Origin of the sequence: Nocardioides sp. TF02-7 (assembly GCF_022437945.1) — a bacterium.
In the GTDB taxonomy this organism is placed as follows: Bacteria; Actinomycetota; Actinomycetes; order Propionibacteriales; family Nocardioidaceae; genus Nocardioides.
Genome location: NZ_CP092535.1, coordinates 4,555,743 through 4,569,506, shown reverse-complemented (window position 1 = coordinate 4,569,506; position 13,764 = coordinate 4,555,743). Strand labels below are relative to the sequence as shown.

10 protein-coding genes and 2 pseudogenes are annotated in these 13,764 nt (G+C 73.0%); 9 read left to right on the top strand and 3 right to left on the bottom strand.

The genetic code is table 11. The annotated features are described in order from the left end of the window. Window positions 1-227 precede the first annotated feature (227 nt). The 8 genes and pseudogenes from MF408_RS23740 (at window position 228) to MF408_RS23705 (ending at window position 10,553) form a co-directional block, all read left to right on the top strand. Window positions 228-1,559 carry a RodZ domain-containing protein gene (locus MF408_RS23740; protein WP_240249637.1) on the top strand — a complete coding sequence of 444 codons (1,332 nt, stop codon included), beginning with the start codon at window positions 228-230 and terminating at the stop codon, window positions 1,557-1,559. Between the two features lie 326 nt (window positions 1,560-1,885). Next, on the top strand, window positions 1,886-3,325 hold the full coding sequence (rimO, locus tag MF408_RS23735; RefSeq protein ID WP_240249636.1) for a 30S ribosomal protein S12 methylthiotransferase RimO: 1,440 nt from the start codon (window positions 1,886-1,888) through the stop codon (window positions 3,323-3,325). After that, entirely contained in the window at window positions 3,322-3,957 is a 636-nt protein-coding gene (gene pgsA, locus MF408_RS23730) for a CDP-diacylglycerol--glycerol-3-phosphate 3-phosphatidyltransferase (RefSeq protein ID WP_240249635.1), read from the top strand. Before rimO ends, pgsA begins: the two co-directional genes overlap by 4 nt. 243 nt (window positions 3,958-4,200) lie before the next feature. Further along, entirely contained in the window at window positions 4,201-5,967 is a 1,767-nt protein-coding gene (locus MF408_RS23725) for a putative Ig domain-containing protein (RefSeq protein WP_240249634.1), read from the top strand. Beyond that, on the top strand, window positions 5,855-7,447 hold the full coding sequence (locus tag MF408_RS23720) for an ExeM/NucH family extracellular endonuclease (RefSeq protein WP_345893980.1): 1,593 nt from the start codon (window positions 5,855-5,857) through the stop codon (window positions 7,445-7,447). Before MF408_RS23725 ends, MF408_RS23720 begins: the two co-directional genes overlap by 113 nt. Continuing rightward, window positions 7,434-9,548, top strand: a complete 2,115-nt coding sequence (locus MF408_RS23715) for a 5'-nucleotidase C-terminal domain-containing protein (RefSeq protein WP_240249633.1) — start codon at window positions 7,434-7,436, stop codon at window positions 9,546-9,548. Before MF408_RS23720 ends, MF408_RS23715 begins: the two co-directional genes overlap by 14 nt. 99 nt (window positions 9,549-9,647) lie before the next feature. After that, window positions 9,648-10,115: pseudogene (locus MF408_RS23710) on the top strand (CinA family protein); the annotation flags it as partial. Between the two features lie 132 nt (window positions 10,116-10,247). Beyond that, window positions 10,248-10,553: a helix-turn-helix transcriptional regulator gene (locus MF408_RS23705; protein WP_240252151.1), complete on the top strand. Its 306-nt coding sequence runs from the start codon at window positions 10,248-10,250 to the stop codon at window positions 10,551-10,553. A gap of 32 nt (window positions 10,554-10,585) precedes the next feature. Here the strand turns inward: MF408_RS23705 and MF408_RS26280 are convergent, their stop codons facing one another. The 3 genes and pseudogenes from MF408_RS26280 to MF408_RS27500 all read right to left on the bottom strand — a co-directional run bounded on the left by MF408_RS26280 (window position 10,586) and on the right by MF408_RS27500 (window position 13,133). Further along, window positions 10,586-10,870, bottom strand: a complete 285-nt coding sequence (locus MF408_RS26280) for a M48 family metalloprotease (protein ID WP_345893808.1) — start codon at window positions 10,868-10,870, stop codon at window positions 10,586-10,588. A 164-nt stretch (window positions 10,871-11,034) separates the two neighbouring features. Further along, window positions 11,035-11,187 (bottom strand): annotated as a pseudogene (locus MF408_RS26275) (M48 family metalloprotease); the annotation flags it as partial. A 329-nt stretch (window positions 11,188-11,516) separates the two neighbouring features. Then, entirely contained in the window at window positions 11,517-13,133 is a 1,617-nt protein-coding gene (locus MF408_RS27500) for a DNA-formamidopyrimidine glycosylase family protein (RefSeq protein ID WP_345893807.1), read from the bottom strand. On the opposite strand from MF408_RS27500, the gene MF408_RS27495 reads away from it, so the two are divergent. Next, a complete protein-coding gene (locus MF408_RS27495) occupies window positions 13,099-13,599 on the top strand; it encodes a hypothetical protein (protein WP_345893806.1) in 501 nt (166 codons plus the stop codon). The genes MF408_RS27500 and MF408_RS27495 overlap by 35 nt on opposite strands. Window positions 13,600-13,764 lie beyond the last annotated feature (165 nt).

Below are 13,764 nucleotides of genomic sequence, written 5' to 3'. Positions count from 1 at the left end.
GGCGTTCGACGACGGCGCCGCGCTCGACTGGGCGACGTTCGGCGTCCTCGCCGTCGTCACCCTTCTGCACCTCGCCGCGCTGGTCGACGGCCGTGCGCCGCTGCTCGTTGCCGACCCGCTCGGCGTACGGCTGCGGCACGGCGCGACCTGGGAGGGGATCGCGTGGGACGGCGTCGAGTGCCTCGAGCACCTGCCGCGCCGCGCGCCTCCGCGACGGCCACCTGCTGGTGGTCGGCGACGACGGCCAGCAGCTGGTCGTCCCGCTGACCCTCGCGACCCGCCTCGTGGGCGCCGATCGGGCCGGGCTGAGCGACGAGCTGGCCGCGCTGGCCGACGGTCGCGCCGACGTGGTCGAGGTCGTCCCGGGGCTGGCCGAGGACGAGGCCGACGGTGTCGGCGTCGACCCGGACGACGGCGAGGCCGACGCCCCGGGCGGTGTCATGGTCGAGGACACCGTCCGTCTCCAGCGGCGGAGCACCGACGACGTCGAAGAGACCGGGGCAACCGAGACCGGCGCCGACGAGACCGGCGTCGACGAGACCGGGGCAGCCGACGAGACCGACACCGTGGACGGGATCCCGGCCGCCGACGGCGACGCGTCGACCGACGAGATCGAGGCCGTGGTCGTCGACCCGCCGGCCCCGGGGCGCCCGGTGGCGGCGCCGGCGCGGGTCGAGGTGCACCGGCCCGGGACACGCCCGGGGGTCGAGGCTCACACCGGCGCGCGCCCGACGGTGGGCGCGAACGCCCTGCGCCTCGACCCCGAGCTGCGGGCGCTGCCCGAGGAGGAGGCCGACCGGGCCGACCAGGCGCTCACCGTGGTCCTCGACGACCTGGCGGTGCGGCCCGCGGCCGAGCCGGTGGTCGGTCCGCAGCTCGAGACCGCGCGCGAGCGGCTGCGGCTCACCGTCGACCAGCTGTCCGAGCGCACGCGGATCCGCCCGCACGTCATCGAGGCGATCGAGGTCGACGACTTCGGGCCGTGCGGCGGTGACTTCTACGCACGGGGCCACCTGCGCACCCTGGCCCGGGTGCTGGGGGTCGACGCGGGCCCGCTGGTGGCGACGTACGACGAGAAGTACGCCGACGCGCCGATCGACCCGCGCCGGGTCTTCGAGTCCGAGCTCGCCACCGGCGCCGGCGGGGCGATCCGCGGCACGCGCGGCGGCCGCAACTGGTCGGTGCTGGTGGCGGCGATCATGGCGGCGGTGCTGGTGTGGTCGGTCGCCAAGCTCCTGATGGACGGTCCGGTGGAGGTCTCCTCGGTCGACACGCTCAACCAGAGCGCCGGGATCTCCAACGGCCCGAAGAAGGCGGCGGCCGTCCCGGTGACGCTGACCGCAGCCGGCGGTGGCGCGCGGCTGGTCGTCCGCGACGGGAGCGGCGACATCGTGCTCGACGGCCCGCTCGCCTTCGGCCAGACCGCCGAGCTCGAGGTCGTCCCGCCGGTGCGGGTCTGGACCTCCGACGGCTCGGTCGAGATCTCCGTCGACGGCCAGGACCCGGAGCCGCTCGGCGACACCGGCTCCGAGGTCACCAAGGCCATCCCCGCCCCCTGAGTCTGCGCCGACCCGGCTCATCTCCGCACGCAAACGCGCCGACCCGGCTCATCTCCGCACGCAGAACCCCGCCGACCCGGCTCATTTCTGCAGCGCAACGTGCCGGAATGGGCCGGGTCGGGCCTTGTAGCGCGCCGGAATGAGCCGGGTCGAGCCTTGTGAGGTGCCGGAACGAGCCGGGTCGGGCCTTGTGAGGTGCTGGAATGAGCCGGGTCGGGCCTCCTGAGGTGCCGGAATGAGCCGGGTCGGCGCGAATCAGGTGCGGAGACGAGCCGGGTCGGCGTTTCGCGCGGAGGATCGGGGAGCCGCCATACTGGCCACCAGCCATGACGACGACCGAGACCAGCCCCGAACCCGGCACCGGGACCCCCGCCGACGGCTCCGCCCCGCTCGCGGTCGCGCTGCTGACCCTCGGCTGCGCCCGCAACGACGTCGACTCCGAGGAGCTCGCCGGCCGTCTGGCTGCCGACGGGTTCGCCCTGGTCGACGACCCGGGGGCCGCCGACACGGTGGTGGTCAACACCTGCGGCTTCGTCGACGCCGCCAAGAAGGACTCGATCGACACGCTGCTCGAGGCCGCCGACCTCAAGGAGTCCGGCCGGCCGCAGGCCGTGGTCGCCGTCGGCTGCCTCGCCGAGCGGTACGGCGCCGAGCTGGCCGAGTCGCTGCCCGAGGCCGACGCGGTGCTCGGGTTCGACGACTACACCGACATCGCGGCCCGGCTGCGGTCGATCGTGGCGGGGGAGCGGCCCCACCCGCACACCCCGCGCGACCGGCGCAAGCTGCTGCCGATCAGCCCGGCCGACCGGCCCGCGGCCGCACCGGCGACCCTCGAGGCCCGTGCCCGGCTCGACAGCGGTCCGATGGCGGCGCTCAAGCTCGCCAGCGGCTGCGACCGCCGGTGCACGTTCTGCGCGATCCCGACGTTCCGCGGCTCGTTCGTCAGCCGGCGGCCCTCCGACGTGCTCGCCGAGGCGGCCTGGCTCGCCGAGCAGGGCGCGCGGGAGCTGTTCCTCGTGTCGGAGAACTCCACCTCCTACGGCAAGGACCTCGGCGACCTGCGGCTGCTCGAGACGTTGCTGCCCGAGCTGACGGCCGTCGCCGGCGTCGAGCGCGTGCGCGTCTCCTACCTGCAGCCGGCGGAGACCCGCCCCGGCCTCATCGAGGCGATCGCGACCACGCCGGGTGTGGCGCCGTACTTCGACCTGTCCTTCCAGCACGCCAGCTCTTCCGTGCTGCGCCGGATGCGCCGCTTCGGCGATCCCGACAGCTTCCTCGCGCTGCTCGAGCAGGTCCGCGCGCTGGCGCCCGAGGCGGGTGTGCGGTCCAACGTGATCGTCGGGTTCCCCGGTGAGACCGAGCGGGACTTCCAGGTGCTCTGCGACTTCCTGGTCGCCGCCCGGATGGACGTCACCGGCGTCTTCGGCTACTCCGACGAGGACGGCACCGAGGCGGCCGGCTTCGACGACAAGCACGACCAGGACGAGATCCGGGCCCGGGTCGCCCACGTCACCGACCTGGTCACCGAGCTCAACGCACAACGGGCCGAGGAGCGCGTCGGCACGACCGTCGAGGTGCTCGTCGAGGACATCGACCCCGGCGTCGAGGGGTACGTCGAGGGGCGCGCGGCACACCAGGGCCCCGAGGTCGACGGCAGCACCCGGGTCCGAGCCGCCGGCGCACGGGTCGGCGACCTGCTCGAGGCGGTGGTGGTCGGCAGCGACGGGGTCGACCTGGTGGCGGAAGCGACGGGGGAGAAGCGATGACCGAGGAAGCGCCGGCCACGAAGCCGAGCAACTGGAACCTCCCCAACGCGCTCACCACGCTGCGGATCGTGCTGGTGCCGTTCTACGGCTGGGCGCTGCTGGTCGACGGAGGGGACTCGGTGCTGTGGCGCACCGTGGCCTGGGTGATCTTCGTCGTCGCGATGGTGACCGACAAGGTCGACGGCGACATCGCCCGCAGCCGCAACCTGATCACGGACTTCGGGAAGATCGCCGACCCGATCGCCGACAAGGCGATCACCGGCATGGCGTTCATCGGGCTCTCGATCATCATGGACACCTGGTGGATGTGGACGATCACGATCGTCGTCCTCGTCCGGGAGTGGACGGTCACCCTGCTCCGGCTCTCGATCCTCAAGTCGGTGGTGATCGCCGCCGCCGCCAGCGGCAAGTGGAAGACCTTCGTCCAGGCCGGGGCCCTCGGCCTGCTGACGCTGCCGCTGCTGGAGGTCGACGGCTGGCTCGACGTGCCGGGCGAGGTGCTCTGGGTGGTCGGGATCGCCCTCCTCGTGGCCGCGTTCGCGCTGACGCTGTGGTCGGGCTACGAGTTCTTCCGCGACGTGTGGAAGCAGCGGCACCAGATCCGCGGCGGCCGGGCCGGCGCGGACCGCTGACGCCCCGCAGCACCCGCGCGGTCGCACGCGCGCGCCCGACCCCAGGAGTGGTCTGGACCGGTTCCCCAGCGGCCGCGGTGAAATTCCTGTTTCGTTACGAAACAGTTGCCTCAGGTTTCTCTCAGGATCTTGCCTCCGGGGCTGGAAGCGGGCATATGGTCGGTCCACTTCCCCGCTTCTCGGTCGTCCGGGCCGCTCTCCCGGACGGTGTTCCCGCCGTGCCCTCCTCGTGGAAAGTGCCTCATGCCCTCACCGAAGCAGGTCGTGGTCGGAGCCCTCGGGCTCGGCCTCAGCGTCACTGGATTGTCCTTCCTCGCCGCCCCTCCGGCCTCGGCCGTGGGCGGCGTCTTCATCTCCGAGCTCCACTACGACGACAGCACCCCCGACGACGGAGGCGGGGTCGGTGAGTTCGTCGAGCTGACGGCACCCGCCGGCACCGACCTGACCGACTGGAAGGTCGTGCTGGTCAACGGGAACAACAGCACCCCGTACCGGACCGACACGCTGTCCGGCACCGTCGCCGACCAGGTGGACGGCTGGGGCACCCACGTCGTCGCCTACCCTGCCGCCAGCGGCGGTGTCCTCCAGAACGGCAGTCCCGACGGTGTCGCGCTGGTCGACGCCGGCGGAACCGTCGTGGAGTTCGTCTCCTACGAGGGCTCGATGACGGCGAACCTCGGCGAGCCGGCGACCAGCGTCCAGTCAGTCGACACCGGCGTCGCCGAGACCAATGCGACAGCCGGCGACCAGTCGCTGCAGCGGCTGGTCGACGGCACCTGGACCGGCCCGGCGACTCACAGCCGCGGTGTGCCGAACGGCTTCGGCGTGACCGAGCTCGCCGCCACCGACCCCGACGACCTCGAGCTGTACGTCGACGACGCCATGGACGCCGTTCAGCTGCAGGCGACCGGTGGCGTGCCGCCGTACTCGTGGGCCGTCACCGCGGGCGCGCTGCCCGCCGGCGTGACGCTGAGCCCCACCGGTCAGCTGACCGGCACCCCGACCCAGACCGGCGCGTCCACGGTGACGTTCACCGTCACCGACGACGGTGAGCCGGCCGCCACGGACGACGTCGAGGTCACGATCACCGTCGTCGAGGCGCCGGAGCTGCTGTCGATCGCAGAGATCCAGGGCACCGACACCGCCACCTCGCCCCGCGTCGGCGACGTCGTGCGGACCCAGGGCGTCGTGACCGCGATGTACCGCGACCCGGCGTTCGCCAGCTCCAGCATCGACGGCATGTACGTGCAGACCGCGGGCACCGGCGGCACGACGGACGCCACCCCGGGCGCCTCCGACGCGATCTTCGTCTTCGGCGCGAACGCGATGCCGGCCGGCGTCGAGATCGGCGACTCCGTCGAGGTGACCGGCGAGGTCAGCGAGTTCTCGGGCACGACCGAGATCACCCCGGGCACCGGTGACGTGGTCGAGCTGGACACGCCGCTCGACGCGGTGGAGCCGCTCGAGATCGCCTACCCGACGACGGAAGAGGGGCGGGAGGCCCAGGAGGGCATGCTGCTGGCCCCGACCGACACCTTCACCGTCAGCAACGTCTACAACACGAACACGTTCGCCGAGGTCGGCCTCGCGACCGGGGACACGCCGCTGCGGCAGCCGACCGACGTCGCCGACGACGACGATGCCGAGGCGCTGCAGGAGGTCAAGGACGACAATTTCGCCCGGGCCGTGGCGCTCGACGACGGCACGTCGATCAACTACATGACGAACAACGCGGCGAAGGGCCAGCCGCTGCCGTGGCTGACCGCGGCGGACGACGGCCCGAAACCGGTCCGCGTGGGCGCCGAGGCGACGCTGCACGCGCCGGTCATCCTCGAGTTCCGCAACAGCACGTGGAAGTTCCAGCCGACCCGGCCCGTGTTCGGCGGCGAGACCGACGCTGTCGCGACCTTCGAGAACACCCGCGCGGACAACCTGGCGCCGCGGGACGTCGGGGGGCGACCTGAAGCTGGCGACGTTCAACGTCCTCAACTACTTCAACACGACCGGTGAGCAGTACGTCGCCGACGGTGCGGAGCTCACGCGCAAGACGCACTGCACCTACTACACCGACCGCGCCGGCGACCGGATCGCCAACAACCGGTGCGGCCTGGAGAACCCGCCCGGTTCCCCGGAGCCCAACGACGGCAGCGGCCCGCGCGGCGCCGCGACCGACGCCAGCCTGGCGCGGCAGCAGCAGAAGATCGTGACCGCCATCAACGGCCTGGGCGCCGACGTGGTGACCCTCGAGGAGCTCGAGAACTCCGTCAAGCTGCCCGGCGACGCCGACAAGGGCAACCGCGACGACGCCCTCCAGGCCTTGGTGGCGGCGCTCAACGCCGACGCCGGCGCCGGCACCTGGGACTACGTCCCGTCGCCGCCCGAGGCGCTCGGCGCGACCAACGTCACCGAGCAGGACACCATCCGCAACGGGTTCATCTACAAGCCCGCGTCGGTGGAGCCGGTGGGCCGGTCCGACCTGCTCTTCGGCACGACGGCGTTCGCCAACGCCCGCGAGCCGTTGGCGCAGGCGTTCAAGCCGACCGGCGCCGACGACGCCATGACGTTCGCCGTGGTCGTCAACCACTTCAAGTCCAAGGGCGACGGCAACCCGCCGGCGACCGGCGACAACGCCAACGACCCCGACACCGGTGCCTACAACGGCGACCGGGTCCGCCAGGCGGAGGCGCTGGTCGCGTTCGCCGACCGGTTCGCGGCCGCGCGGGGCACCGACAAGGTGTTCCTCACCGGTGACTTCAACGCCTACTCGCAGGAGGACCCGATCACCGTCCTGGAGGAGGCCGGCTACACGATCGTGGAGTCCGACGACGAGGACGACGAGAGCTACAGCTTCAGCGGGCTCTCCGGCTCCCTCGACCACGTCCTCGCCAACGAGGCGGCGCTCGACACCGTCCAGGGTGCCGACGTGTGGGAGATCAACGCCGACGAGGCCATCGCCTTCCAGTACAGCCGGTACAACTACAACGTCACCGACTTCTGGCAGCCGAACCTCCCGTTCGCGGCGTCCGACCACAACCCGGCCATCGTGGGCTTCGACCCGGCGCCGGCGGTCGACCTGCCCAAGCAGATCCAGGTCCTCGGCATCAACGACTTCCACGGTCGGATCCTGGCCAACGGTTCGGAGGCCGGCGCAGCGGTGCTGTCCGGCGCAGTGGAGGACCTCGAGGAGCAGAACCCCAACACGGTGTTCGCTGCAGCGGGCGACCTCATCGGCGCCTCGACGTTCGAGTCCTTCATCCTCAACGACAAGCCCACGATCGACGCGCTCAACGCGGCCGGGCTCGACGTGTCGGCGGTCGGCAACCACGAGCTCGACCAGGGGTACGAAGACCTGGTCGAGCGCGTGATGGCGCCGTACGACCCGGAGGACAACCCCGAGGGCGGCGCCGAGTGGGGAGTACATCTCCGCGAACCTGACGATCACGTCGACCGGCGACCCGGCGGTGCCGGCGACCTGGATGACCGAGCGTGACGGCGTGCAGGTCGGCTTCGTGGGTGCGACGACCGAGGAGCTCAAGTCGCTGGTGAGCCCCGGCGGCGTCGCCGACATCACCGTCGAGGACATCGTCGGGTCGACGAACCAGTACGCCGCCGAGCTGCGGGCCGACGGCGCGGACATCGTGGTGATGCTGGTGCACGAGGGAGCGCCGAACACCAACTGCGCCGCGATGGACGACGACCCGGAGTCGGCGTTCGGCAGCATCGTGACCGGCGTCGGGGACGACGTCGACGCGATCATCTCCGGTCACACGCACCTCGCCTACAACTGCGAGATCGACGGTCGGCCGGTGGTCTCCGCGGGCCAGTACGGCACCGCCCTCAACCAGCTGGTGTTCAACGTCGACCCCGCGACCAACGAGGTCGTCGACATCGACACCGACCTGATCCCGCTCGCCGGTCGCGGCTTCCCGTCCGACCCGGTGGTGGAGCAGATCGTGGCCGACGCGAAGGCCGAGGCGGACATCATCGGGGCGCAGCCCCTCGGCGACATCGAGGACCGGTTCGGCCGGGCCAAGATCCCGGTCGCCGCTGCGCCGCCGGCCCCGCCGCTCGCCGACGAGAACCGCGGCGGTGAGTCGACCCTCGGCAACCTGGTGGCCGAGGTGCAGCGGTGGGCGACCGAGACGCAGGAGGCCGGGTCGGCGCAGATCGCCTTCATGAACCCCGGCGGGCTCCGGGCGGACATGGACGGTGTCGAGGCCGGCGACGTGCGCAGCCTCACCTATCGGGAGGCGGCCAACGTCCAGCCGTTCGCCAACACGCTGGTCAACATGGGCCTGACCGGTGCGCAGATCGAGACGGTGCTGGAGCAGCAGTGGCAGCGCACGGCCAGCGGCACCGTTCCCTCGCGGCCGTTCCTGAAGCTCGGCATCTCCGACGGCTTCGAGTACACCTACGTGGAGACGCCGGTGACCGTGGGCGGCACGGAGACGTTCGAGGGCGAGGTCACGGGGATGTGGCTCGACGGGGTGCCGATCGACCCGGGCACGACGTACTCGGTGACCGTGAACTCGTTCCTCTCCACCGGTGGCGACAACTTCCACGAGCTCGCCAACGGCGCCGGGACGCGTGACACCGGCAAGATCGACCTGGCGGCGATGGTCGACTACCTGGAGGAGTTCGCGAACCCTGCCGAGGGTGAGGCGCTCGAGGTCGACTACTCCCAGCGAGGCGTCGAGGTGGAGTTCCCCGCCGGCGCGCCGGCGACGTACGCCGCCGGCGACGTGGTGGAGCTCGACGTGGCGTCGCTGGCCATGTCCGGGCGGATCAACCCGACCGACCCGGTCTACGACGTCCAGGACGACACGATCGAGGTGCAGCTCGACGGTGAGGTGCTCGGCACCGCGCCGGTCGACAACACCATCGGCACCGACAAGTACGACCGCTACGGCACGGCCGAGGTGAGCGTCACCCTCCCGGAGGACACCCCCACCGGAGAGGTGGAGCTGCTGCTCGTGGGCGCCGAGACCGGCACCGAGGTGCGGGTCCCGATCACGGTGGCCGGCGACCAGGTCGTCGACAACACGGTCCGACCCACGATCCGGGGCAAGGCGCAGGTCGGCAAGACGCTGACCGGCACCCCCGGTGAGTGGACGCCGGAGGCCGAGGACGTGGCCTTCCAGTGGCTGGCCGACGGTACGCCGATCGCGGGCGCCACCGGGACGAGGCTGAAGCTGGGCGCCGGCCACGTCGGCAAGCGGATCAGCCTCCGGGTCACCGCCTCCGCCGACGGCTACGGCGACGGGGTGGCGACGTCCGCCGCGACCCGCAAGGTCGCCAAGGGCACCGTGAAGATGACCGCGAAGGTGACGCCCAAGAAGGTCAAGGTCAAGAAGACCCGGGCCTGGGTGACCGTCACGGTGACCAACCCCGACGGCATCAAGGCAGGCGGCAAGGTGACCGTCAACGCCACGGGCGTCAAGAAGGTCACCAAGTCGGTCGTGAACGGCAGGGTCAGGCTCCGCCTCCCGGCGTTCGGCACCACGGGCAAGAAGGTCCTGACCATCCGCTACTCCGGCACCGGCGCGCTCGAGGGCGCGACGGTGAAGCGGACGATCCGGGTGCGGCGGTGAGCGGGGCGGCCCGCTGACCAGCACCACCTGAGCGACACGGAGGTCCCCCGCCCGGCCACGGCCGGGTCCGGGGGACCTCCGTGCCTCTACGATCGTGGGATGAGCCGCGACACCACCGAGGAGCCCCAGCAGTGGGAGCCGCTCCTCCACCGCCTCGTCGACGCCGACCACACCGTCGCGACGGCCGAGTCGCTCACCGGCGGGCGGCTGGCCGCCCGCCTCACCGACGTCCCGGGGTCGTCGGGAGCGTTCGTCGGCGGCGTCGTCACCTACGCGACGGAGGCGAAGGTGCGCGTCCTGGAGGTGCCGCAGGAGATCGTCGACGAGCACGGGGTCGTCTCCGGCGAGTGCGCGGAGTCGATGGCGAACGGCGTCCGGGACCTGCTCGGCACGACGTACGGCATCTCGACCACCGGGGTCGCCGGTCCCGACACCCAGGAGGGCAAGCCGGTGGGGACGGTCTACGTCGCCGTGGCGGCGCCGAACGGGACCAAGGTCGTGCCGCTCGAGCTCGACGGCGACCGGGACCGGATCCAGGAGCGCACCATCGACGCGGCGCTGTCGGCGCTGGCGGTCATGATGGGAGGAGTCCGACGCCGCACCGGCCGGGCGGGGAGCGGAAGATCCGACCCTCGGGTAGCGTTGGGACACACGAACGGGTCCACGGCCCGCCTCCGCACGACGAGAAGGGAGAACGAGATGGCGCTGTTCCGCCGGCTGCTCGGCGACGTGCTCCGCGAGCGCCGCTCGGAGCTCGGTCTCACGCTGCGTGAGGTGTCGGGCACCGCCCGGGTCAGCCTCGGCTACATCTCCGAGATCGAGCGCGGGCAGAAGGAGGCCTCCTCCGAGCTGCTCGCGTCCCTGTGCGACGCCCTCGACGTGCCGCTCTCCCGGGTGCTGCGTGACGTCGCCGACGCCGTCGCCGTCGAGGAGGGCGCCGTGCCGCAGCCCACGCCCATCGCCCCGCGGCCGCAGCGCGACGAGGTCGTGGCCTCGGCCGCCTGAGCAGAAGCGGCCCCGGCGGCCGCGCCCGGCGGTCAGTGCCGGCTGCGGCCCGCCATCGCCTCGAGCCGGGCGATCCGGTCGGCCATCGGCGGGTGGGTGGAGAACAGGCGCGACACGTCCTGTGCGCGGAACGGGTTGGCGATCATCAGGTGGCTCGCGTTCTGCAGCTGCGGGGTCGGCGGCAGCGGCGCCCGGCGGGTGCCGAGCTCCAGCTTGTGCAGCGCCGAGGCGAGGGCGAGCGGGTCGCCGGTGAGCCGGGCGCCGTCCTCGTCGGCGTCGTACTCCCGGGTCCTGCTGATCGCGAGCTGGATGACCATCGCTCCGAACGGGGCCAGCAGCGCCGTGGCGAGCATCGCCAGGGGTTGGGCCGCTCCTCGTCGCCGCCGAAGAGCGAGCTGAACGCGAGGAACTGGCCGATCGAGCTGATCACCCCTGCGATCGCGGCGGCGACCGACGAGGTGAGGACGTCGCGGTTGTAGACGTGCATCAGCTCGTGGCCGAGCACACCGCGCAGCTCGCGCTCGTCGAGCAGGCCGAGGATGCCCTCGGTGACGGCGACCGCGGCGTGCTCCGGGTCGCGGCCGGTCGCGAACGCGTTGGGCGCCTGGGTCGGCGAGACGTAGATCCGCGGCATCGGCTGGCCGGCGCGCTGCGACAGCTCACGCACGATCCGGTGCAGCGCGGGCGCCTGCGCCTCGGAGACCGGGTAGGCGCGCATCGCCCGGATCGCGAGCTTGTCGGAGTTCCAGTAGCCGTAGGCGGTGGTCGCCAGGCCGATCAGTGCGAAGACCCAGATGAAGAGGGAGTTGCTGGTGGCCGCCGCGATCATGCCGCCGACGGCCAGCAGCAGGCCGAAGATGGCGGCGAACAGGCCGGCGGTCTTCAGTCCGTTGTGATGGCGGTGACGGTTCATGTCCGGAAAAACGCCGGCGGCCCGGCGCGGTGTTCCCGCCGCCGGGCGCCTCACAGCGACTTCTCAGGCGGCGGCTGGCAGGAGGGGCACCAGTACGTCGTCCGCTCCCGCGCCCGGTCGCCCACCGGGCCCGCCTGCACGACCGTCGCACAGCGGCGGCACGGCAACCGGTGGCGCCGGTAGACCCACAACGGCTCGCGGCGGTCGCCGGTCATCACCGGGCGGCCGTTGGCGACCCCGATCCGCAGCATCTGGCCCGCCCGGCGCAGCAGCCGCGACGGGTCGCGCACCTCGCCGACCGGGGTGAGCGGGTGGACGCCGTGGGCGAAGCAGGCCTCGGAGAGGTAGATGGTCCCGATCCCGGCGACGACCGTCTGGTCGAGCAGCGCCTCGCCGAGCGGGCGGGCGGGGTCGGCGAGCAACCGGCGCAGCGCCTCCTCCTCGTCCCAGCCGTCGGCGAGCAGGTCGGGGCCGAGGTGACCGACGACGGAGCCCTCGTCGGCGGTCGGCAGCAGCTCGACGATCGCGAGGGAGAACCCGACCGCCTCGGTCGACTCGGTGCGCAGCACGACCCGTGCGTCGCGGGCCGGCAGCGACCAGCGGGCGCCCGCCGCGTGCACCCGCCAGCGGCCCTCCATCTTGAGGTGGGTGTGGAGCGTCAACCTGCGGCCGTCGTGGTCGAACCGGGTGAGCAGGTGCTTCCCGTGGGTGCCGGTGCCGAGGACGGTGGCCCCGGCGAGGTCGACGGTCGCGAGCGAGGGCCAGCGGAAGTCGGTGGCCGTCAGCCGCCGGCCCTTCAGCGCCCGGTCGAGCCGTCGGGCGGTGAGCTTGACCGCGTCTCCCTCGGGCACCGCTAGCCCCGGATCCGCAGCCCGCGGGGGGTGGCGACGAAACCGGCGGCGTCGAGCGCGTCGCGGAGCGCGCTCGGGCCCGCTCCGAGCAGCGGCGCCCCGTCGGCGCGCTCCACCGTAAGCCGGCCGAGGGTGCCGCGCCGGACGGCGGTCGAGAGGGCCTCGGCAGCGGGTCGCAGCTGCTCGACGTCGTCGCTCCAGGTGAGCAGGGTGCGGCCGCCACGCTCGACGTAGAGCACCAGGGGCACCGTCGACGAGGACGACCAGCGCGCCGGCCTTGCGGCCCGGGCGGTGGCCGCCGTCGTCGACGGCGGTCGGCCAGGGGAGCGCGGCGCCGTAGGGGTTGGCCGGGTCGGTGGCGGCGAGGGCGACCGCCACGGGCTTGTCGTGGTCGGAGGTGCGGCCGAAGGTGCGCAACCGGTCGACCGCGCCGGCGGTGCCGAACTGGGCGGCTCCGAGGCCCTCGACGAAGTAGCCGCGGCGGCACCGCCCGGACTCCTCGAACGCGGAGAGGACCCGGTAGACCGCGGCGAAGCCCCCGGGGACCCGCTCGCTGACGACCGCGCCGCGGGTGACGACCCCGTGCCGGTCGAGCAGCCGCTCGGCGGTGGCGTGGGCGCGGCGCGTGGGGTCGGCGTCGATCGCCGGCAGCAGGGCCCACCGCCCGGCGGTCTCGGGTGGGCCGGAGCGGGCGACCCGGCCCGGCCGGGCTGCGGCGCGCCGCCCGCGGTGGGCGGCCCGGCCGGTGCTGGTCAGCGTGCGCAGCGGGGTGAGGGTGTCGTTGCTGACCCGGCCCGACCAGACGAGGCTCCACAACGCCGCACTGAGCCGCGCGTCGTCGAGGGGAGCCGACCGCGTTGCTGAGCTGGCGGAAGAACCAGGCGCCGCCCGGCGCGAGCGCGGTCAGCACCTGACGCTGCAGCTCGTCGTCGACCTCGCCCTGCGGCTCCGGGAGGGTGAGCGACGCCTGGTCGGCGAGGTGGAGGGAGACCCACCCGTCGCTTCCCGGCAGTGTGCCGTGGCCGGCCCAGAGCACCTCGCCGGTGGCGGTGAGCTCGTCGAGGTAGGCGGGCTCGTAGTCGCGGACCCGCGACGCCAGCACCAGCGGCTCGAGGGCGGAGGCCGGCACCGGGGCGCCGGCCAGCTGCTCGACGGCGCGCAGCACCCCGTCGATGCCGCGCAGCCCCTTGGCCGCCGGCGAGACCGCCTGCCAGGCAGCGGAGAAGCGGGCGAGGGCGACCGGCTCGACCGGCTCGATCTCGTGGCGGAGCTTGGCGAGTGAACGGCGCCGCAGCCGCCGGAGCACCTCCGCGTCGCACCACTCGTCGGCGCCGGGGACGCCGGCGCTCCCGGTGGGGCGGAACTCGCCGGTGAGCACCCGCCCCTGGGCCTCCAGCCGCTGCAGCGTGTGGCGGACGACGGCCGCGCCGAGCCCGAGGCGGGTCGC